General features: G+C 50.3%; 10 protein-coding genes. All 10 read left to right on the forward strand.

From position 1 onward, the window contains the following. Nucleotides 1–52: 52 nt before the first annotated feature. The 10 genes from tatA (at nt 53) to F0P94_RS06135 (ending at nt 23,705) form a co-directional block, all read left to right on the forward strand. Entirely contained in the window at nt 53–265 is a 213-nt protein-coding gene (gene tatA / locus F0P94_RS06090; protein WP_150902922.1) for a twin-arginine translocase TatA/TatE family subunit, read from the forward strand. Nucleotide 266: 1 nt separating this feature from the next. Continuing rightward, complete coding sequence (gatA, locus tag F0P94_RS06095; protein WP_150902923.1) at nt 267–1,703, forward strand: Asp-tRNA(Asn)/Glu-tRNA(Gln) amidotransferase subunit GatA; 1,437 nt, start codon at nt 267–269, stop codon at nt 1,701–1,703. Next, on the forward strand, nt 1,703–3,271 hold the full coding sequence (locus F0P94_RS06100; protein ID WP_150902924.1) for a lytic transglycosylase domain-containing protein: 1,569 nt from the start codon (nt 1,703–1,705) through the stop codon (nt 3,269–3,271). Before gatA ends, F0P94_RS06100 begins: the two co-directional genes overlap by 1 nt. Nucleotides 3,272–3,863: 592 nt before the next feature. Continuing rightward, nucleotides 3,864–6,134 carry an NADP-dependent malic enzyme gene (locus F0P94_RS06105; protein ID WP_191906938.1) on the forward strand — a complete coding sequence of 757 codons (2,271 nt, stop codon included), beginning with the start codon at nt 3,864–3,866 and terminating at the stop codon, nt 6,132–6,134. Further along, nucleotides 6,135–6,725: a Holliday junction branch migration protein RuvA gene (gene ruvA, locus F0P94_RS06110; RefSeq protein ID WP_150902925.1), complete on the forward strand. Its 591-nt coding sequence runs from the start codon at nt 6,135–6,137 to the stop codon at nt 6,723–6,725. 16 nt (nt 6,726–6,741) lie between these two features. Next, complete coding sequence (gene sov / locus F0P94_RS06115; RefSeq protein WP_225307128.1) at nt 6,742–14,100, forward strand: T9SS outer membrane translocon Sov/SprA; 7,359 nt, start codon at nt 6,742–6,744, stop codon at nt 14,098–14,100. Nucleotides 14,101–14,275: 175 nt separating this feature from the next. Then, nucleotides 14,276–14,656 (forward strand): glycine cleavage system protein GcvH, encoded by a 381-nt coding sequence (gene gcvH / locus F0P94_RS06120; protein ID WP_150902926.1) that lies wholly within the window; start codon nt 14,276–14,278, stop codon nt 14,654–14,656. A gap of 28 nt (nt 14,657–14,684) precedes the next feature. Further along, complete coding sequence (locus tag F0P94_RS06125; protein WP_150902927.1) at nt 14,685–15,071, forward strand: VanZ family protein; 387 nt, start codon at nt 14,685–14,687, stop codon at nt 15,069–15,071. A gap of 62 nt (nt 15,072–15,133) precedes the next feature. Then, entirely contained in the window at nt 15,134–16,399 is a 1,266-nt protein-coding gene (locus F0P94_RS06130; RefSeq protein WP_150902928.1) for a M28 family metallopeptidase, read from the forward strand. Between the two features lie 169 nt (nt 16,400–16,568). Then, nucleotides 16,569–23,705, forward strand: a complete 7,137-nt coding sequence (locus F0P94_RS06135; protein WP_150902929.1) for a T9SS type A sorting domain-containing protein — start codon at nt 16,569–16,571, stop codon at nt 23,703–23,705. Nucleotides 23,706–23,865: the final 160 nt, after the last annotated feature.

Below are 23,865 nucleotides of genomic sequence, written 5' to 3' on the forward strand. Positions count from 1 at the left end.
AATACCTTATTTTTGTAGTCCCTTATTTTTTATCTTTTAAAACCAGAAAGTTATGGCTTTAAATACCGTTTTTGCTTTCCTCGGCGACCTGGGTACCGGCGAAATCATGATCATTATGTTGGTAATTCTGTTGTTGTTCGGCGCGAAGCGAATTCCGGATCTGGCAAGAGGTTTAGGCAAAGGCATCCGTGAATTTAAAGATGCTACCAAAGAAATTAAAACTGAAGTAGAAAACAGCATTAAAGAAGACCCTAAGGCAAAATAACCTGATGCGTTACCGCTCCCTCGCAGCTGTTCGCTCCGATATGGCGCAAGGCAACATTACCTGCCGCGCCCTGGTAGACTATTACCTGCAGAATATCCGCGAAAAAGCTCATCTGAATGCTTTCCTGGAAGTATTTCCCGAAGAAGCCATTGCCCGGGCCGAAGCCGTAGATGCCAAGATCCAGCAGGGAACTGCCGGAAAACTGGCGGGTATGGTTATCGGTCTGAAAGACGTGCTGGCTTACAAAGGTCATAAACTGCAGGCTTCCAGCCAGATTTTGAATGGCTTTACTTCCATCTATACTGGTACTGCCGTGCAGCGCCTTTTAGACGAAGATGCCATTATTATCGGCCGCCAGAATTGCGATGAATTCGCCATGGGCGCTTCGAACGAAAATTCGTCGTTCGGGAACGTGCTCAACGCTGCCGACAATACCAAAGTACCGGGCGGTTCGTCCGGCGGTTCGGCGGTGGCGGTACAGGCCGATCTTTGCCTGGCTTCTATCGGCTCCGATACCGGAGGCTCCGTGCGACAGCCGGCAGCTTTTTGCGGCGTGGTAGGCTTAAAACCAACGTATTCCCGCATTTCCCGCTACGGCTTAATTGCTTATGCTTCTTCTTTCGACCAGATTGGTACGCTTACCCACTCCGTGGAAGATGCCGCCCTGCTGCTGGAAGTAATGGCTGGTGCGGATGAGTTCGACAGCACAGCCAGCCAGCGCGAGGTTCCGGCCTACAGCCAGAACTTAGCGGTTTCCGGCAAGAAGAAGATCGGTTATATCAAAGATACCCTGGAAAGCCCGGGCTTGCAGCCGGAAGTTAAAGCAGCCATGGAAAATGCCATTGCGCAGCTGAAAGCCGAAGGCCACGAAGTGGAAGCGGTAGATTTCCCGTACCTCGATTACATGGTGCCGACCTATTACATTTTAACCACTGCCGAAGCCAGCTCGAACTTATCGCGCTTCGACGGGGTGAAATTCGGCTACCGGAGTCCGCAGGCTACCGACCTGAATTCGCTTTATAAAAAGTCCCGCGCTGAAGGTTTCGGTCCGGAAGTGCAGCGCCGCATTATGCTGGGCACCTTTGTACTGAGCGCCAGCTATTACGATGCTTACTACACCAAAGGCCAGAAAGTGCGCCGCTTAATTAAAGAAAAGACTGAAGACCTGCTTAAGCGCTTCGACTTTCTGATTTTGCCAACGGCCCCGACTACCGCCTTTAACATTGGCGAAAATTCGGCAAACCCATTGGCCATGTATCTTGCAGATATTTTTACCGTACAGGCTTCCCTGGCGGGCGTACCGGCTATTTCCTTGCCGGTGGCACAAGACGCTAACGGCCTTTCGATCGGCCTCCAGTTAATGGGCAGATCGTTTGAGGAACAGGAATTACTTGCATTTTCTAAGTATCTAACAGAGAACCTTAACCTTACTGCCTGATGAAATTCGGAAAACCTTTACTATTAACCTTCGCTTCAGCTTTGTTGGCCCAGGCTAATGTAAAAGCCAATGGATTACCCATTGGGGAAAGTAAAGGTATTTCGAAAGATTCCATTCGGGTAAAAATAAGCGCTATTACGTCGCTGCCCGAAGAGCTCATGGAGTTCGACAACCTGATCCCTTACGAATCTGATGAGGTGATTCAGGACCGGTTAAGCTGCATTAAATCCGAGATTCCGCTTACGTTTAATCCGTACGTACGCAATTATATCGATTATTTTACCGTCCGGAACCGGAAATACACCCGCCGGATGCTGGAACGCGAGAATCTCTATTTCCCGCTTTTCGAAAAATACCTGGCCAAGCACGACATGCCAACCGAGCTGAAGTACCTGGCCGTGGTAGAATCGGCGCTGAACCCTTACGCGAAATCGGTGGTTGGCGCGCTGGGTTTATGGCAATTCATGCCAGCTACGGCCAACGATTTCCGCCTGGTGCAGAATTCGTTTTACGACGAGCGCATGGACCCGGAGAAATCAACTGAGGCCGCCTGTAAATTCCTTCGTCAGCTTTACCGCATTTTCGACGACTGGGAACTGGCGCTGGCAGCTTATAATTGCGGCCCCGGCAACGTGCGCAAAGCCATTAACCGGGCTGGCGGCGGCAAACAAACCTTCTGGGCAATTTTCCCTTATTTACCAAAGGAAACCCGTGGCTACGTACCTTCCTTTACGGCGGTAATGTACGCCATGAACTACGCGGAAGCGCACAAGATCACCACCGATTCCCTGCAGTTTCCGGTGGCTACCGATACCGTTTTAATAAACCACGGACTGGACCTGGCTAAATTTTCGGCCGAACTGAACCTGAGCCCGGAAGAGCTTCGGAACCTGAACCCGGCCATCAAAAAAGACCAGATCCCCGGAACGGTACGGAATTTTGCCATAAAAGTGCCGGCCGAAAAACGTCCGGTCCTTGCCCGGAACCGCACTACCATTTTAAATAATGCCCGTTATGCGGAGCCGAAACCAGTTTACCAGCCTGTTGTTGACAAGGAACCGGTAATGGTAGCGAAACAGGCTGCAAAAGTAGATTCTACCCAGCAAAACCTGGCGCTGCAAAAATCGGATTACGTGGTTAAAAGAGGCGATTACCTTTCCAAAATTGCGGCTGCCCACAACGTAACCATCGAGGAAATAAAAACCTGGAATAACCTGAAAAGCAGCACCGTAATGGCCAACCAGAAACTGGTGATCTTTAAACCTGGTGCCCCAGCCGATTCCACCCAAAATACTGCTTTAGCCTCTGCCGCCGAAACCAAACCCACCGAAGAAACTGCTTCAGAAGTAAAGGAAACAAAAGAAGCTGCTAAGATGGTGGCTTCCAGAAAAGCTCCGGTGCGCAAAGCCACGCCGAAAGAGCGCGTCATCATTCATTCGGTACAGCCCGGCGATACGCTCTGGAATATTTCCAAAAAGTACAACGGCATTACAGTGGAGCAGATCAAAAAGCTCAACAACCTGAAAGGAAACGAACTCAAGCCCGGCCAGAAGCTGATCCTGGGCTAAAATTGAAAAGCCCTGCTTTATTGCAGGGCTTTTTTTATGCCTTCATTTCTCAATTCCTACTGGGTCATTTCATTCTGCATTGTAACAAAAATGGTCATTCTGAGCTTGTCGAAGAAACTTATACATACTCCTATGACAAAGCGAGCGTAGCAAGAATTGTCTTCCCGTCTAATTTTAAATATGCGGCTTCATAAGTTCCCTCGCTGGCGCTCGGGATGACCTAATAATTTATTTTAGTTTCACGTTTATAATATCCCCCCTCTGAATACTCCAAGCAAGAATCCGTTAAAACGAAACAGTCCTCCCCCGCTACCAAACTGTAGGTTTTTCGACCGAAAAAGTACTCATTTCCAACAAAAATCCCTTAGCTTTATTCAAAACCCATAAACCGGCCACATTTCCGGTAATCTTACGTAAGCTTAAAATTTTAAAAAACCGAAAGCAAAAACCGGCAAATGGTAATTATCCCTGCTAATGTTTTATCTTTGTAGGTTAAGGCTTGCGCCTGCTTCCTTAACGGCTTAACGTAATAGCATGTATTGCCCTTCTTACCGGTAATACCGAAGCAGTTTTTTAGACGAATAGAATACCGATGATTAAAATAAACAAAGAAGACGCCCTTAATTACCACAGCCAGAGCCCGGCCGGTAAAATTGAAGTAGTACCTACCAAAATGGTCAGCACCCAGCTCGATCTGGCCCTGGCTTATTCGCCGGGGGTAGCCGAACCCTGCAAAGAAATTGCGGCCAACAAAGACGACGTTTACAAGTACACCGCCAAAGGCAACCTGGTAGGCGTAATTACCAACGGAACCGCCGTACTCGGTTTAGGTAATATCGGCCCGGATGCTTCCAAACCGGTGATGGAAGGAAAAGGCGTTCTGTTCAAAAAATTTGCCGGCATCGATGTATTCGACATCGAGATCGATACCACCAACCCGGAGGAGTTCGTACGCATCGTAAAATCATTGGAACCTACTTTCGGGGGCATTAACCTGGAAGACATCAAAGCGCCCGAATGCTTTAAGATCGAGAACGCCTTGCGCGAGCAACTCAACATTCCGCTCATGCACGACGACCAGCACGGCACGGCCATTATTTCCGGCGCGGCCTTATTAAATGCCCTGGAACTGGTTGGCAAGAAGATCGGGGACATTAAAATGGTAATCAACGGAGCCGGCGCGGCTGCTATTTCCTGCACCAAGCTGTACGTTTCGCTCGGCGTAAAAATGGACAACATTGTGATGTTCGACAAAGACGGCATCATTAATCCCGAACGCAACGACCTGGATATTTACCGCGCTCAGTTTGTAACCCTCCGGAAGATCAAGACCCTGGCCGAAGCCATGGAAGGCGCTGATGTATTTGTCGGCCTTTCGGCCGGCAACGTGCTGGCCCCGGAACTGGTAAAACTGATGGCACCGGATCCGATCATTTTTGCATTGGCCAACCCGGACCCGGAAATTCCTTACGAAGTAGCCATGGCTACCCGCAAAGACCTGATCATGGCAACCGGCCGCTCCGACCATCCGAACCAGGTTAATAACGTACTTGGTTTTCCTTACATTTTCCGTGGTGCGCTGGACGTGCGGGCTACCGAAATTAACGAAGCTATGAAACTGGCCGCTGTGAAAGCCCTTTCCGAACTGGCGAAAGAACCGGTGCCGGATATCGTAACGAAAGCATACGGCGATAATTCCATCGTTTTCGGTCGCGAATACCTGATCCCGAAACCGCTCGACCCGCGTCTGATCACGGCCATTTCCCCGGCGGTTGCCAAAGCGGCCATGGAAAGCGGCGTAGCCCGTAAGCCGATCGAGAACTGGGAAGCCTACCACCAGGAACTCCTGACCCGCATCGGAATCGACCAGAAACTGATGAACCGGATCATTTCCCAGGCCAAACAGGATCCGAAACGTGTGGTATTTGCCGAAGCCGATCACATCAAGATCCTGAAAGCTGCCCAGGTGGTAAAAGATCAGAAAATTGCTACGCCTATTTTACTGGGTAACCGCAAAAAGATCGAACGCATTATTCAGGAAAACAACCTGGACTTAGGCGACAGCCTGATCCTGGATACCTATGAGGAAGATGAAAGAAGGGAACGTTATGCCCAGGTGCTTTTCGAAAAACGGAAACGCAAAGGCCTGAGCATGTTCGAAAGCCGCCGTTTGGTGCGCGACCGGAACTACTTCGGCAGCATTATGGTAGAACTGAACGAAGCCGATGCCCTCATTTCCGGTCTTACCCGCGATTATTCCAAAACCATTTCGCCGGCCCTGCAGGTGATCGGGGTGGAAGAAGGCATTAACAAAGTGGCGGGCATGTACATCATTCTAAGTAAAAAAGAACCGTACTTCTTTGCCGACACCACCGTAAACGTAAACCCGACTACCGAGGAACTTTGCGACATCATTGGTTTAACGGCCCGCGCGGTGCGCTTCTTCGATACCGAACCTCGTATTGCCGTACTTTCCTATTCCAACTTCGGCTCCAACAACGGCCCGTTCCCGGAAAAAGCCCGTCTGGCAACCGAAATGGCCAAAGAAAGATACCCGCACGTGTTAATAGATGGTGAAATGCAGGCCAACACCGCCCTGAATACCGCCCTGCTTCGCGAGCATTACCCTTTCAGCGAACTGGCCGAAAAAGGCGCCAACACCCTGGTTTTCCCCGACCTGACCTCCGGCAACATTGCTTATAAACTACTGCAGGAAATTGGCGGCGCCGAAGCCATTGGCCCGGTACTGATGGGCATGCGCAAGCCGGTACACATTCTGCAGCTTGGCAGCTCCATCCGCGAAATTGTGAACATGGTAGCCATTGCCGTGGTAGATGCTCAGAACTATAATAAAGGTTTATAAATGATAGCCTATATCGACGGAAAACTCACGTTCAAAGATCCTACTTACGTTATTATTGACGTAGGGGGAATCGGTTACCAGATCCGGATCTCCCTGAACACTTTTGCCCAGTTGCAGGAAGGCGAACGCTGCAAATTATACACCTACCTGCATATTAAAGAAGATGCGCACACGTTATATGGTTTCAGCGATCCGGCCGAAAAGAACGTTTTCCTGCACCTGATCTCTATTTCCGGGGTAGGTCCCGGCACCGGACTTATGATCGTTTCTTCGTTAAGCGTAGGTGAAATTCAGCAGGCCATTGTAAGGGAAGATGTGCGTACGATCCAGCAGGTGAAAGGTATTGGAGCAAAAACCGCTCAGCGCATTATCCTGGAACTCAAGGACAAGTTCCGCAAAGAAAGCCCGGTAGATGCCGCTGCTTTCGGGGCGGTATCACACAATACGAACCGCAACGAAGCGTTATCTGCTTTAGTAACGCTGGGCTTTGCCAAAAACGTGGCCGAGAAAACGCTGGACGCCATAATGAAACGCGAAGGGAACAATCTCAGCGTGGAACAGCTGATAAAATTTGCTTTAAAATCTTCATAGCCTACTTATACTCACCTTGATCTCGATTAAAGGACGAAAACAAACTATTGCAGCCTCGGTGGCAGTTATCTCTTTGTTGGCCTGGCTTTCGCAGGCAGCCACGGTGGGTAATAGAAGCAACCTAACGGGGTTCCGTACTTTCAGAAGTATCCTGGCGGCCGATACCACCGGGCAGGATACCACCAGAAACCGGAAATATACGCCCAGCACCCGGCCCAATTACCGGCCAAAGGATCGCCAGGGCGATCCCTTTTCCACGCGTCCCAGTCGTTCGCCTTTCGACTTGGGCCAGCCAGGCAACGTTACTACCAACGTAGAACTGGACGACAGCCTGCGCCATTACAACATTACCGAACAAATGGGGGAACTGGATTACCGGAACCCGAGCTACATGACGTTCGAAGAATATTCCCGCTTTCAGCAGCAGCAGGCCATCCGGAATTACTGGCGCACCAAAACTGCCGGCCAGGATGGCGAAAGCGTGGTAGCCAGCAAACGGGTAATCCCTAAAATTTACATCAGCTCGGCTTTCGACCGGATCTTTGGCGGCAATTACGTCGATATTCGCCCGAACGGGAACGTTACCCTGAAATTCGGCGCCCGCTTTAACCGGAACTTCAACCGTCAGCTTCCGCTTCGGCAGCAACGCGTAGGCGATTTTGAATTCGACCAGAACATTACCCTGAACCTGATCGGCCAGATCGGGGAAAAACTGAAACTGTCCTTTAACTGGGATACCAAAGCCAACTTCGAGTTCGAGAACAACATGAAACTCGAATACACCGGCTACGACGAAGAAATTATCCGCAAGATCGAAGCCGGTAACGTTAGTCTTCCGCTCAACAACAGCTTAATATCCGGCGGCCAGAATCTGTTCGGGGTGAAAACCCAGTTGCAGTTCGGTCGTCTGTCCGTTACGGCCCTTGCTTCCAACATCCGGGGCCGCGCCGACGAGGTAAGAATTCAGAACGGCGGGCAGAACCGCCTTTTCGAGATCAAAGCCAGCGATTACGATCGCGACCGCCACTTCTTCCTTTCCCAGTTCTTCCGCGACCGTTACGATAATGCTTTAAAGGGCCTGCCGCTGGTAAATTCCGGGATCACCATCCGCCGCCTCGAAGTTTACATTACTAACGACAACCGCGCCACCGAAAACCTCCGGAACATGGTTGCCCTAATGGACTTAGCCGAAGGAAATCCGAATGCGTTGCATGACCCCCTGCTGGCTACAAACGGTTCAACCAGAACACCTGCCGACAACAAGGCGAACAACCTGTACAAACTTTTAACTAACGGTGGCTCTGCCGCCCGCGACAACAATACTGTAGATCAGTTCCTGCAGTCTCAGATTCCCGCCCCGGCAGGCCAGGGCTTCAACAAAGCCATTGATTTCGAACACGTTAAAGCCCGGAAATTAAATCAGGCCGAATATAAATTCAATCCGCAGTTAGGTTATATCTCCCTGAATTCTGCCCTTTTACCGGAGCAGGTGCTGGGCGTTTCCTACGAATATACCCTGAACGGCAAAACCTATAAAGTAGGTGAATTGCAGGACGATTACCAGAACGTTACCGATAACCAGGTAATTTTCCTGAAGATGCTGAAGTCCACCAACCCGGCTTTAGGTCTGCCGACCTGGGATCTGATGATGAAGAACATTTACTCGTTGAATGCCAGCCAGGTAAGCCGCGACAATTTCCAGATGAATGTTATTTACAAGGACGACGAAACTGGAACGGACCTGAACAGCTTGCGCGAAGGTGACCTGACCAAAGACCGGCCGTTGGTGCAGGTGTTCAACATGGACAACGTGAACCGCAACAACGACCGGCCCGCTGATGGTAACTTCGACTTTTTAACCGACATCACCATCGATCCGGAAAACGGGCGCATTATTTTCCCGGTGGTGGAGCCCTTCGGCAGCTTCTTACGCGGCCGGTTCCAGGCCGGAAACGAGGACCAGGCCGAAAAAGACCGCCTGATCCAGAAATACGTTTTCCAGGAACTCTACGACTCTACCCAGACCGATGCCCAGCAATTTGCCGAGAAAAACAAGTTCTTCCTGACCGGCCGTTACCAGGCTACCGCTACCGATGAAATTGTTCTGCCGGGTATCCAGATTGCTGAAGGATCGGTGCAGGTATTTTCCGGGGGAACGCAATTACAGGCAGGCGTAGATTACCAGGTAGATTATGGTCTGGGCCGGGTAAAGATCCTGAACCCGAGTTATATGAATGCGGCCAGCGACCTGCGGGTAACCTTCGAAAAAGCCGAGATCATTAACGTGCAGCCGCGTACGCTCATGGGCGCCCGCTTCGATTATAAATTCAACCCGGACTTTACCCTGGGTGGAACGGTATTGCATCTGGCCGAAAAACCCTTCGTTTACCGTGTAGGCATCGGCGACGAACCCTCGAACAATACCATTTATGGCCTCGACCTGAATTACCGCCGCGAGTCGCGCTTTTTAACCAAAATGACCGACAAACTGCCGATCGTGCAAACCAAAGTGCCTTCGGTAATTACCATTAACAGCGAATTTGCCCAGCTTCTGCCGGCTAAATCCAAGCTGAAAGGCGAAGACGGCGTTTCGTTTATCGATGACTTTGAAAGCGTGAAAACGCCTTATTCGTTGGGGGGATTCAACAATACCGGCTGGCGCCTGGCGGCTACCCCATTCGTTCCCGGCGACCGCTTCGGAGCAAGCAAAGAAGGACGGGAGTATGCTTTCACCCGGGCAAAACTGGCCTGGTACTCCATCGATCAGGTGTATTATACCGGCAGCAGCCAGAAGCCATCCAACATCGGAACCGGCGACCTGAAAAACCACTACATCCGCGCGGTACAGAAACGGGAGATCTTCCCGAACCGCGACCCGGAAATTGCCAACACGAACGAATACACTTTCGACATGGCCTACTATCCGGGAGAGCGGGGCATGTACAATTTTACGCCAAAAATCCAACAGGATGGCAAGCATTTCGATGGCACAGTAAATCCTAAAAACAACTACGGGGGCATTAGCCGGGAAATTACCTTCGATACCGATTTCGATAACGCCAATATTGAGTACATGGAGTTCTGGATGATGGACCCCTTCATTAAAGGCCCGAACGGTGTAATAGACGACAACGAGAACCCGCCGACAAGCAACGACACCCGCACCACCGGTGGTAGCCTGGTATTCAACCTTGGCAACGTTTCGGAAGACCTTATGAAGGACAACAACCGCTACGAATTCGAGAACGGCCTGCCGACTGCCAACAACTCCAACGCCGACACCGATGAGACGCCCTGGGGCCGGGTAACTACCCTCTCCTTCCTGACCGATGCCTTCGACAATAATGCCGGTTCCCGAAGCCAGCAGGATATCGGTCTGGACGGTCTGAACGATTCGGATGAAAAAGCATTCTTCCAGAGCATTTACGGCTACGGCAACCTCGATGACCCTTCCGGCGATAATTTCAGGCACCACCTGAATGCCGATTATACGGCCCGCAATGTGAAGATACTGGGCCGCTACAAGAACATTAACGGCATGGAAGGGAACTCCCCGGAAAACAGCATCGAAGCATCCTACCCTTACCCGGACAAAGAAGATTTAAACAAAGATAACGTGGTTTCGGACGTGGAGCGGTATTACGAATATACGGTTCCATTAACTCCGGGCGAGCTGGAAGTTGGCACGAACCCTTACATTGTAGATAAGGTTGAGAATAATATTAACGGTGATAAAGTAACCTGGTACCAGTTCCGCATTCCGATCCGAACCCCGATGGCCCGCAACGTAAACGGGATCAGCGGCTACAAATCTATCCGGTTTATGCGCATGTACCTGACCGATTTCGATGACCCGGTAGTGCTCCGTTTGGTGCAGTTCCAGTTTGTGGCCAACCAATGGCGTAAATTCCAGTCTTCCTTAACCGAAAAGCCGGGTACCTGTATTGGTTTCTGCGACCCGAGTGCCGATGCTTTCGACGTTTCCGCCGTGAACATTGAAGAAAACGGAGAAGCCAGCGGCAGCACTATTCCGTACGTATTGCCGCCGGGAACCCAGCGCCAGGACGACTATGCCTCGCAGAACAAGCGCCGCCTGAACGAGCAATCGATGCAGCTCTGCGTAGAAAACCTGCTCGATGGCTTCGGCAAAGGGGTGTATAAAAACGTTTCCATGGACATGCTCATCTACAAGCGCCTGAAAATGTTTATTCACGCCGAAAGCCCGAACGACGTAACCCAGGATAACCAGATGCGGGCCTATATCCGGATCGGTACCGACTACACTCAGAACTACTACGAATATTCCGTTCCGTTAAAAATGACCCGCCAGGGTACTACCGACCCGAATGCGATCTGGCCGCAAGAAAACGAAATTGACGTAGCCTTCTCCGATTTCATCGATATCAAGAGCATGCGGAATAACATGTTTGCCGATAAGCGTACGCCTTTCTCACAGGAACGGGATGGTAAGATCATTACGGTAGTGGGTAACCCGGATTTCAGCAGCGTACAGGGCATTATGATTGGGATCATGAACCCGCGCGACAACGGCATGGCCCAAACCGCCTGCATTTGGGTAAATGAATTACGCGTTTCGGACTTCGATAAAACGGCGGGCTGGGCGGCTACTACCCGCGTGAACGCCAAACTGGCCGACGTTGCCGATATTACTGCCACCGGCCGGTATACCACCGTAGGCTTCGGCTCCATTCAGCAGAAAATTGCCGAACGCGCCCGCGAAAACACGAAGCAGTTCGATTTAAACTCGAATATTACTGCCGACAAGTTCATTCCTTCCGGTTTAGGTTTAAAAGTGCCTTTGTCTTTCCAGTACAGCGTAACCGAAATGGAACCGCGTTACGACCCGCTGGAAGGCGACATGGAACTGTCTAAATCGCTGGAAAAATATCAGGATAACCCGGAAGAAAAAGCCGAATACCGGAAAGAAGTAATAGACCGGACCACCACCAAGAGCGTAAGTTTACTCAACGTAAGGAAGGAGAAAACCAACCCGGATGCCAAACCAAGGGTCTACGACATCGAAAACCTTTCAGTATCATATGCCTACAGCGAAAAACTGCATACCAACATTCTTACTGACCAGGATATTACCAAAACCTATACCGGCGGCCTGGCTTATACCTATAATGCCACGCCGAAGAACTTTGCGCCTTTCGAGCAAAGCACGCTCTTCGCCTCGCCTTACCTGAAACCGCTGAAAGAACTGAATGCCACGTTCCTGCCAAGCAGGCTGGCGTTCCGGGCCGACCTGGACCGCCGCTACAACAAACTGCAACTGCAGCGCCGCAATAATCCGTATGAGCTTCCAACCACTACCGGCATAGCGCCGCTGTATCAGAAGAATTTCTTCTTTAACCGGATCTACGATCTGAAGTGGGATCTGACCAAAGCGATTTCATTCGATTACACGGCTACGAACCGGGCGGTTATTGACGAACCATACGGCGAGAATACCGCGGCGGCAAACAAAGTGGTATGGGAAAACCTGAAAAACCTGGGCCGTACCACCAACTTCGACCAGACAGCAGCCATTAACTACCGCCTGCCACTCGAAAAATTCCCGCTTACCGACTGGATCAGCGCCGATACCCGTTATGCTGCAACGTATTCCTGGACGGCCAGCTCCAACGCCCTGAACTCGCTTTCCGATACGGCTTCCAGCCAGTTGAAATTGGGAAATACCATTCAGAACAATGCTGAAACTTCGGTGAACGGCCGGATAGACCTGGTGAAGCTGTATAATAAGGTGAAGTTCCTGAACAAGATAAACAACGAAAAACCAAAGCAGGCGAACGCCCAGAAACCGGGCGCCAAGGTTCCGCAGCGGGTTACGGCTAAACTGCCAACCAACGTAAAGAACCCGGAAGAAGCCAAAAAGGCCCAAAAGGACACCACCAAAACCCGGGAACTGAAAGGCCTGAAAACGGTGCTCCGCGCCTTAATGACGGCCCGCAACCTGAACGTAACCTATACCCGCAGCGAAGGATCTTTACTGCCGGGCTACCTGCCACGCACCAAGTTCTTCGGTTTCGAGGAAGGGTTCGATGCGCCGGGCTTCGGGTTTATTGCCGGTAAACAATACGGTTTGGATGAGCTTTATAACCGCGCCGCCAATAACGGCTGGTACACCGACAGCAGCCAATACCTGCAAACGCCGCTCAGCTCCCTGAAAACCTGGAGCCTGGGCATCCGGACCGAACTGCAGCCGATCCGGAACTTTAACATTTTGTTAGATGCTAAGAAAGACGTTTCGGATATCCGCGAAGTATTCTATCGCATACCGGTAGACGACAGCACCGCTTTCCCGATTCCGGGCAGAGGGGCCGAACCACAGAACCCGATCAATACCGGTTCGTTCAGCGTTTCCACAGTAACGATCCAGACCATGTTCGAATCCCGGCCGAAGAGCAACGTTTCTTCTGCTTTTGAACGCTTCATCGAAAACCGCCAGATCATCCTGAACCAGTTACTAACCAATCCGGAAACAAACCAGGGCTTCAGTCCGCAGGATAGCGTTTATAAGCTGAATTCCCAGGATGTACTGATTCCGGCGTTCGAGCTGGCTTACAAAGGAAAATCGGCAGCAGGCAATTACAAAACCGAACGCGCCAAAGCCGGCGACCTCGTGAAACGTATTCCGCTGCCGAACTGGCGCATCGATTATTCCGGCCTTTCGGACCTGGCATTCGTGAAACGGTACTTAAGTTCTATCTCGATCTCGCACGGCTATACTTCGGTTTACGGGGTCACCAACTTTGCCAGCTCGCTTGCTTATACCACGCCGAACCTGGGCTTCCCGACCGAACGCAACGAACGGGGCGAATTCATTCCGTATTACGTGATCAGCCAGGTAACCATTATGGAACGCCTGACGCCGCTGCTGGGAGTTAACTTTAAAACCAAGAACAACATTACCGGCCGGATCGAATATAAAACGGAACGAAATTTAAGTCTGAACCTGAGCAACGCCCAGGTAACCGAAACCCGCGTGAGCGACATTGTGATCGGAGCCGGTTATGCTACCAGCAATTTCCGCATTCCGTTCCGGATAAACGGCGAATACAAAACGCTGAAAAACGAACTGAATGCCCGTCTGGACCTTTCTATCCGCGACAACACCATTGTGCTGCACTCCATCGTTCAGGACAACCAAGGCGCGGAAAAGAGCCGGAACGAAGTAACGAACGGTAACCTGCAGCTGCAATTACGGCCAACCATCGATTATACCATTAACCGGAACCTGAACCTGCAGTTCTACTTTACCCGTACCATTTCCGACCCGAAGATCTCGACTTCGTTCAAGAATACGGTTACCGAGGGTGGTATTCAGCTCCGCTACAGTCTGTCGCAATAAATGGTACCGGTTTATGCTAAAAAACAGTAAAACTGAATTAATGGCTAATTGTTGATTGCTAATTGTTAATTGCAAATGCAATACCTATTTTTGAGCCGAAATTAACCGGCGTTAATTATCTTTTCGTTTTTAAAAACAATCAGCCATTAACAATCACCAATAAACAACTAAAACCATGAATTTACCAGGCGAACTGAAATACACCAAAGAGCACGAGTGGGTACGCATTGAAGGCGACACGGCCGTTATCGGCATCACGGATTTTGCGCAGCGCGAACTGGGCGACATCGTGTACGTAGACATCGACACGGTTGACAAAAAGGTGAACCGCGATGAAGTTTTCGGTACCGTTGAAGCCGTAAAAACGGTGTCTGACCTTTTCTCCCCGCTTACCGGCACAGTACAGGAACTGAACGAAAAACTGGGCGCTAACCCGGAACTGGTAAACTCAGATGCGTACGGCGACGGCTGGATGATCAAGATGAGCATCGACAACAAAGCCGAGCTGGACGAACTGCTTTCGGCAGAAGCCTACGGCGAGCTGATCGGCGCTTAATTTTCATTACCTCCTTTCTGTAAGCGGTTTGTTTATCCGTTACTATTTCCCGGCACTTTTGTGGGCAGCAGTGGTTTTGTTCTTAACCCTGCTGCCCTCAAATGCCTTGCCCGAAACGCCCGAATGGAAATTCCTTTCCTTCGATACCTTCTGCCACGCGGCTACCTTTGCCCTTCTTACTTTCCTGGTTATCCGCAGTTTTTACTTCCATTACGGCAATCCGCGTTCCCTCCGCTATACCATTGGCGTTTCCCTGGCGCTTTGCCTTTTCCTGGGCATCCTTATCGAACTCCTCCAAATGGTAATGAAGCAAGGGCGCCACGGCGAAATTTCCGATGTGGTAAGCGATTTTATCGGATCCCTGGCTGGCGCCGCATTTTTTTATTACCTCAGCCGCCGCAAACTCGTATTCTAAAGTACTTTTTTCAACCAAAACCCAGCGTTTTATCAGGCTCCTGATAAACCTTAATTTGCTGTATGCGCATTTGCCGGCTTTTACTTTTCCTCCTCTTCCCTTCCGGAGTCTTTGCCCAGGACATGGCGCGGGTAAAACAAAATTTATTTACCCTTTGCAGTCCGGAATTTAACGGCCGGGGTTACGTAAAAGATGGCGATAAAAAAGCCGCCGGTCTTATTCAGCAACAATTCCGGCAGGCCGGTTTACAGGCTTTTAACGACAACTATTACCAGACTTTTAGCCTGCCGGTGAATACGGTTCAGGAAGTGAAACTGAAGATCGATAACCGGAAACTGAAGCCCGGCCGGGACTTTATTCCCGATGCGGGCATTGGGCCCGGAAAAGGAAAGCTCCGCGTGCTGCCCCTCGATACGCTTATATTTACGGATGAAGTACGGGGCGAACAATTCCTGGAAAAAAGCCTGACCGGTTACGCGCTGCTGATGCCGGAAAAATTCTGGGCAAAACGAAACATCCTGCCCGCTATTTTTGCGCAAAGAATGCAAAGCGCTTCCGCCCTGCTTATTACCCAACCCGCAAAGCTTACCTACACCGTTGCCAGAGAGCAGCATGCCCAACCACGTTTCGAAGTATTGCAGAAAAGGGTAGCCAAAACGCCAAAAAAAGTAAAGTTTGAAGCCGAAGCGAAATTTATTCCCGCTTACCAGACCCAGAACGTAATCGGCTTTATCCCCGGCTCGGTTTACCCCGATTCCTTTATCGTTTTCTCCGCGCATTACGACCACCTGGGCAGCATTGGCAAGAAAACCTATTTTCCCGGCGCCAACGACAATGCCAGCGGCACTTCCCTCCTGCTTGAACTGGCGCACTACTACGGCAAACCCGAAAACCGCCCTGAATATTCCATCGCGTTTATGGCCTTCGGCGCCGAAGAAGCCGGTCTGGTGGGTTCGAAATACTATGTAGAGAATCCTTTATTCCCGCTGCAACAAATAAAATTCCTCCTGAACCTTGATTTAACGGGTACCGGGGAGGCTGGCTTAATGGTGGTAAACGGGCGGGTTCACGAAAAGGCATTTGCCCGGTTAAAAAGCATAAGCGACGAAAAACGGTATTTCCCGGAAGTAAAAGCCCGGGGCAAAGCCGCTAATTCCGATCATTTTCCCTTCTCCGAAAAAGGCGTCCCGGCTTTCTTCTGCTACACCCTTGGCGGCACTGCTGCCTACCACGACATAAACGACAAACCCGAAACCCTGCCGCTGACTAAATTTCAGGAATTATTCCGTTTGATGGTGGATTTTTCGCGGGGGTTCCGGGGATTGTAGAGACGCGATGCATCGCGTCTCTACCGGGCGTCTACGTTTTTGGCCTGTAAATTCCGGAAAACCACCCTTTATAACAAAAATTTACCAACCCATACAACCATATAGGTATTTTCATTGTCTGTGCCGGAAAGGAATAATTTCCGAAAGCTAAATTCTTAAGCCACACGCTATGAAAAACACTTTTGCTCTTCCGCTTTATTTAAGATTCTGCTTCCTTTTTGTTTTATGCCTGTGCTTTTTAGAGGGAACTGAATTAAAGGCCCAGACGGCACCTGCCAACGATAACTGCGCTGGTGCGCGGCTCCTCACTGCCGGTACGACCTGCGTGTTAACCAATTCCGGCTCCGCCAATGCTACGCAATCGTTAGCGGCTTGTGCAGCTGGCGGCTTAGCCGACGATGATGTTTGGTTCAAGTTTGTAGCGAATAAGGCCAACCTTACCGTACGGGTAAACAGTTCCAGTAATTACGATGCGGTGGTGGAGGTTTTCAGCGGTTCCTGCGGCAACCTTACTTCCCTGAAATGCCAGGATGAAACCGGCAGCGGCGCTATGGAACTGGCACACCTGAACAACCTGACCCTGGCCGATACTTTTTACGTGCGGGTTTACCATTACAAAGCAGGCTCCGGTTCCGGTACTTTTTCGATCTGCGTGAGCCCGCCTTCCAACGATTATTGCGAAGGCGCTTTGGAGTTACCGGTTAATTCCACTTGTATAACCACTAACGGAACTGTTGCCGGTGCCACTGGAACGCTGCCGTCCTGCGTTCCTACAGGTATGCTGCCTAATGACGTATGGTATTCGTTTGTAGCAATTTCCCCGGTGCAGGAAATAACGGTAAAAGGGAATGGCACTTTTAATGCAGTAATGGAATTATTTTCCGGTAGCTGCACAGCTATGAATAGTTTGCATTGTGAAGACCAGACTTTTCAGGGAGAAACTGAAGTGATGCAGTACGATCAGTTTATTACCGGGCAGCGCTACTTCGTAAGGGTTTACGATAAATTCAGTAATGCTTCGAATAAAACTTTTACAATCTGTGTAAAAGAAATAATCAGCCCGCCGGGTGCCAACTGTGCTACGGCTGTAAACATTTCATCTATCCCATTTTACAGTGGTGTGCAAACCACCTGCGGGAAAGGTGATACCTACCGGAGTTATTGCAGCGAGCCGTATTCGCCGGGCGAAGATTTTGTTTTTAAATTAAATGTGACCAATGCTCCTGTCAAATACAAAATTAAATCCACTTACGTTTTGTATGTTTATGACGATTGCCCTTCTGCAGGCGGCAATTGCCTGATACCAGGAATAGCCGGCGGCTCTGTGGCACAAGCGGCAGAAAAAGTAGTCAACTTTGCTCAGAACGGCACCTATTATTTAATAGCCGACGATGGTTATGGCTGCGGAAATTTCCAGATTTCGGTAGAACCGGCCCCACCAAGCCCACCTAATGACGAATGCATTAATGCCATTGCCTTAAGCCCCGGCAATATCTGTAATCCGGTTAATGGTACTACCTTAAATGCTACAATTTCGGATGCTTCGGCCTGCTCAGGCAACATCCAGGATGTTTGGTATAAGTTCACGGCTAAAACCACCTCTATGGAGATAAATGTTGCCGGGAATAATCATTCGGTGGAGCTTTTGACGGCGAATTGCCAGTCGCGTGTTTCTCTGAGTTGCCGCACACCCGCCTTTAGCAATTTTACAAGAACCGATCTGGTGGTAGGGCAGCAGTACTTTTTGCGGGTGTTTAATGGTTCCGGAAATTTTACCGTCTGCCTGCGGGAAATTCCTTCACCAGCCCCCCCACCAGCTCACGACGAATGTGCCGGCGCCATTCCAATTACCAATCTCTCCGGCACCTGCCAGCCAATAATGGGCACACTGGCCAATATGACCAAATCAGGTACGAACTGCCTGAACAACAACAGCCCGGATGCATGGTATTCTTTTATCGCCACCCAGGCTAATTACCAGATAAGTCTAAAAAATCTATCCGGCGGAACAAATATGGTTTTCGAAGTGCTTTCCGGAAGTTGCGGAAACCTGCAGTCGCTGCGGTGCGCTTCGGCTAACTATGCTTCCGACTCAGCCTTTGCCCGCCTGGCCGGTCTGGTACCCGGAAATGTGTATTTTGTAAAAGTTTTTGCCGGGACTTTCGCTACTTCTACCAATCTTGTTTACTCGCTCTGCATAAAAGAATTACCGAATTTGCCTGTAGGAACCAGTTGCCTGACGGCTGAAACAGTAAATGCTTTACCTTTTAACAGCGGCATCCGGACCAATTGCGGCAATGGATATAACTTCCTGGTTAATTGCAACGGTTCTCCGGTGGGTCAAGGTCACCTCTATAAATTTACGGTAAGCAATGCGCCGGTGGCTTATAACATTTACCTGGCCAGCGCAGGTTTTACATATATAAAAACTACTGTTTTTTCCGGCTGCCCTGAATCCGCTCCAGCTTCCTGTATAACAGGCACAAATAACATTTACAATTTTACAACCAACGGCACTTATTACGTTTTGGCAGCTGCTTCTTCCGGCTGCGGCAGTTACCAGCTTTTCATAAACGAAGCGCCCCCAACCCCGGTTAACGACAACTGCTCCGGCGCCATTCCGCTAACCGTAAATGCTACCTTTGTGCCAACTGCCGGTTCTTCGTTAAACGCTACTCAAAGTGCTTCCGCCTGCTACCAGGGCACTCCGGATGATGATGTATGGTACTCTTTTGTTGCCACTACCCCGTTTCAGCAGATCAAAGTGATTGGCGATGCCGGCTATAACCCCATTATTCAGGTTTACCGGGGTACTTGTTCCGCCCTTACTACCGTTGCCTGCCGCGATTTCCCGAATCATCAGCCGGTGGAAAAATATGTATATGCTGACAACCTGGTACCTGGACAAACTTATTATGTACGGGTTTATCACGCCGAAGCCGGCGCAGGGCCAACCGGCGGTTTCCGCATCGGGATCATTGAGGCCTCCGGCCGGCCGGCCGGCTCGGTTTGCACCGATGCCATCCAGATTACGGCTATTCCTTTTTACAGCGGAAAACAAACCACCTGCGGCAAAGGCGACGACCTTAATGCCAGCGCCGCTTCCCTGTCTTTAGGCGAAGGGGAAGAAATGATCTACAAACTGAATATTACCAATGCTCCGGTTACTTACCAGTTCCGTTTGGGCGGCCTTGGCATTAACAAATCGCTTTGGGTACAAAACGGCTGCGGGGTGCCTCAACTTGGCTATATTCCGGGGCTGACTTCCCTTGGCTATATTGTAACCGGCAGCGATTCGGTTGCTTACAATAAGATCACCTTCCCTTCCAACGGAACCTACTATATCATTGCTGATTCTGAGGCTCCTACTTTCTGTACTGATTTTACCCTTAGTATAACGCCTGCCAGTACTACTCCTCCGGCTAATAATACTTGCCAGACGGCCTTGACTTTACCGGTAAACAGTTCCTGCAGTTATACCCCAGGCAGTTTACTGAATGCCACTCCAATGGGTACGACCGGCAATCCGCTGCTTGATGCTACGGCCGGAATCTGGTATAAATTTATTCCGGTTTCCCGGGGCCTTACTACCATTTCCATAAAAACCTCTGCTGCCATGGTTTTAAATACGAACGAAAAATCCGGTCCATGTGACTCTTTATCGCTGCTTTCGCCCTACAGACGCTATACAACAAGCAACACGATAAACTTCGATTTCTATAACCTGAAGCCGGGGAAGGAATATTTTATGCAGCTTTACACCCGTGCCAACCAGCAAGGCTCCGGCGAATATGAGATTTGCGCTTTCTCGCCTCCGGCCGTGCCAAACGATAATTGCAGCGGTGCCATTTCCATATCAACAAGTTCTTACGCCGCCCCTGTTTTCACATCCGGCTCTTCTGCCAACGGTCAGCCTTCTATGGCTGCCTGCAGCGGCAACGGCGACGATGATGTGTGGTACAGTTTTACAGCAACCGAAACCCGGCACAAAGTTGTGCTGCAAAGCGGAAGCGGTTACGACGGCGTAATGGAAGTTTTTTCCGGCGCTTGTACGAACCTGCAACAACTGAAATGTGCAGATGCCACAACTTCGGGCGGCCAGGAAAGTATGGAGCTTGATAATCTTAGTGTCGGACAGGTTTACTTCATAAAGGTTCATCATCAGGGTACAGGCTGGGGCAGCGGCAACTTCAGTTTAAGCGTTCAAACCTTACCTCCTCCCCCAGCTAACGATGACTGCGACCAGGCCATTTCACTGAACACCAGCACATCCTGTTCCCCGATTGCAGGTTCTACCATGAATGCAACGCAATCTTTGGCCGGCTGTAGCGGGGCAAAAGCTGCCGATGTGTGGTATAAATTTGTAGCAATAAGTCCTGAAAACACGGTAACGGTGCAAAGTACCGGCGATTTTGATGCGGTTGTTGAAATCTTCTCCGGGAACTGTAACGGCCTGAATTCCATGGTCTGCCGCGACTCCAGCAGCACTGCCGGCATAGAGCGGGCCAAAGCCGTTGGATTTACTCCGGGGGAAACCTATTACGTTCGGGTGTACGATTACCAAGGGAAAAGCCTGAATGGCAGCTTTACTATATGCGTAAGGAGTACTTCTACAGTAGCTGTGTTAACCGGCGAGCCGCTTGGTAACAGCAGAATTTTCTGCGCCGGCAGTTCCTTCAGATTACCGTTCCGGGCCTTGGGTACTTTTACTTCCGGCAACGATTTTGTGGCAGAACTCAGCAATGCCTCCGGCAGCTTTACCAACGCTATTGAAATCGGCCGGAAAACCGGAACCAGTTCAGATACTATTCCGGTACAATTGCCGGCCAATTTAATTTCCGGAACCGGTTACCGCTTAAGAGTTGTGGCAACTGCACCAGGGTACCAAGGAATAGTAAGTAATGCTATATTAACCATAAATGCTTTGCCGGTTGCCCCACAAGTCAGCACTCCGCCGACTTACTGCCCGGGCGAGCCGGTTGCAGCCCTTACCGCTACCGGAACCAACCTGAAATGGTACGCCAACCCGCAGCTGACTTCACTAGTGGGAACAGGTACCAGCTTTACTCCTGCTGCCTTAACCGCCACCACAACTTATTACGTTTCCCAAACCGTTAATGCCTGCGAGAGCCCGGCAGCACCGGTAACCATTACCTTTAAACCGGCGCCGAATGCTACTTTCGCCAGCCTGAATGCAATTTATTGTATTTCACCGCAACCAATAACCTTGCAGCCAACCGTTTCCGGCGGAACTTTCAGCGGTACTTATGTAGTGAACAATACCTTTATTCCTTCTGTAGCCGGTATCTATACCATTAGTTACACCCTTACGCAGAACGGCTGTACGGCAAGCAGCTCCCAAACCGTAGAAGTTAAAGCCGCGCCAGCCGCCAATGTCGGTTCTGACCAGACGATGTGTTCAGGCGCTACCGTTCGGCTCGGTACGCCACCGGTAACCGGTCTGCAGTATATCTGGTCGCCAACTTCGGGCCTCAGCAATCCGACTATTGCCAATCCGGATTTTACCTGGGTGAACAATTTCACGCAAAACGATACCATTTTAAAACAGCTTCGGGTAACAGATCCGGCTACTGGCTGCACCAGCACCGCTCTGGTCTCAATTGTAGTGCGTGGCGTTCCGGTGGTTTCGGCGGGGCAAGACCAGACGGTTTGTCTGAATAACGGACTGCTGCAATTAACCGGTACGCCTATAGGTGGCACATGGAGCGGCTCTACTGCCGTTACCACTACTGGCTCTTTCAATCCATTGGCGGCTGGTCCTGGTGTACACAGGCTTATTTATACGATCCAGCAAAACGGCTGCACCCGCACCGATACAGTTGAGGTTACCGTTACTGCTTTACCTGTTGCTTTTGCCGGAGCAGATACTTCCGTTTGCTCCGGAGAAAACATAACCTTAGGTGCAACGGGCTCACGGGGTTATGCTTATAGCTGGTCTCCGGCTGCCGGCCTTAGCAGCACTTCTATTGCCAGTCCGACTTTTTCGCTCATAAATAATACTGTTCTTTCCGATACCATAGAGAAAGTAGTACTGGTAACTGATCTGGCCACCGGCTGTTCCACTGCCGACACTGTCCGGATTATTGTGAAAGCAATGCCAATAGTCAGTGCCGGAACAGATATATCGCTTTGCATCGATGCTGCGCCGATCGCGTTAAACGGATTACCGGCCGGCGGTACCTGGAGCGGAAGCAGTGCCATTTTGCCTAACGGCACTTTCACTCCGGCTCTTGCAGGCATAGGTCCACATAAGCTTATTTATACAATTCAGCAAAACGGCTGCACCAGATCCGATACTGTGATGGTTACAGTTAACGGATTCCCGGTTGCTTTTGCGGGGCTGGACACTACCGTTTGCTCGGGCACAAACATAACCTTAGGGACAACGGGCTTGCCGGGTTATGCTTATAGCTGGTCTCCGGCTACTGGCCTTAGCAATACCGCAGTAGCCAACCCCACTTTTTCGCACCTAAATAATACTGTTCTTCCAGACACCATTGAGAAAGTAGTGCTGGTTACTAACCTTGCCACCGGTTGCTCTACCACCGATACCATCCGGGTTGTAGTAAAAGGAATGCCAATAGTTAGTGCCGGAGCCGATACTGCGCTTTGCGCCGATGCTACTCCGCTCCTGCTAAACGGAACCCCGGCCGGCGGCAGCTGGAGCGGAAGCAATGCAGTTACAGGTTCAACGTTCGCGCCTGCTATTGCCGGAGCGGGTCTGCATAAGTTGGTGTACACATTTGTTCAAAACGGTTGCACAGCTTCCGATACCCTGAAAATTACCGTAAATGCCATTCCGCCTAAGCCGGTAATTATGGCTATAAACTACGACAGCCTGACCACAACCAGACCGGCTACTGCCTATGAATGGCTGCTCAATGGTCTGCCAGCGGGTATAACTGCTGCCGGTATAAAACCAACCCAAAGCGGAAGCTACCAGGTTATTGTCTGGAATAACGGCTGTATTTCGGATACTTCGGCTGCCTTTAGTTTTATGGTGAACGGTCTCCAACCGAACAATCTTTCCGGTAACCTGAAGTTATTCCCGAATCCGAGTACCGGCAGAACAACTCTGCAATTAAGGCAGCCAGGTTTACGCAACGTTTCTGTAATACTAATAGATGCCTTAGGCCGTCAGGTTTATGCGCAGGAAATAAAAGCCGGAAATCAGGGTGAACTGAAAGAAGAATTAGATTTATCTGGTCTATCCAATGGCATTTACCTGCTGCAGATAAACGGAACAGAAAAACGCTACTACCAGAAACTGGTGATCGAAAGGTAGATTTATATCCTCCTTTAAATTCTGGAATGCGAAATCGTAGAGACGCCCTATTAGGGCGTCTCTACCGGGGCCGTCTTTACATTGGTAATCAACCGGCCACATTCACACCTAAAAACCCACCAAATTTCCGTAAATTTGCAGGCTAAACAATTGAATTCCA

Source organism: Adhaeribacter soli (assembly GCF_008727925.1).
In the GTDB taxonomy this organism is placed as follows: domain Bacteria; phylum Bacteroidota; class Bacteroidia; order Cytophagales; family Hymenobacteraceae; genus Adhaeribacter_A; species Adhaeribacter_A soli.

Excerpts from the sequence above, each read along its gene's own strand:
- tatA (WP_150902922.1), top strand. The coding sequence starts at position 53 with ATGGCTTTAAATACCGTTTTTGCTTTCCTCGGCGACCTGGGTACCGGC.
- F0P94_RS06135 (WP_150902929.1), top strand. The coding sequence starts at position 16,569 with ATGAAAAACACTTTTGCTCTTCCGCTTTATTTAAGATTCTGCTTCCTT.
- ruvA (WP_150902925.1), top strand. The coding sequence starts at position 6,135 with ATGATAGCCTATATCGACGGAAAACTCACGTTCAAAGATCCTACTTAC.
- gcvH (WP_150902926.1), top strand. The coding sequence starts at position 14,276 with ATGAATTTACCAGGCGAACTGAAATACACCAAAGAGCACGAGTGGGTA.
- F0P94_RS06100 (WP_150902924.1), top strand. The coding sequence starts at position 1,703 with ATGAAATTCGGAAAACCTTTACTATTAACCTTCGCTTCAGCTTTGTTG.
- F0P94_RS06105 (WP_191906938.1), top strand. The coding sequence starts at position 3,864 with ATGATTAAAATAAACAAAGAAGACGCCCTTAATTACCACAGCCAGAGC.
- F0P94_RS06130 (WP_150902928.1), top strand. The coding sequence starts at position 15,134 with ATGCGCATTTGCCGGCTTTTACTTTTCCTCCTCTTCCCTTCCGGAGTC.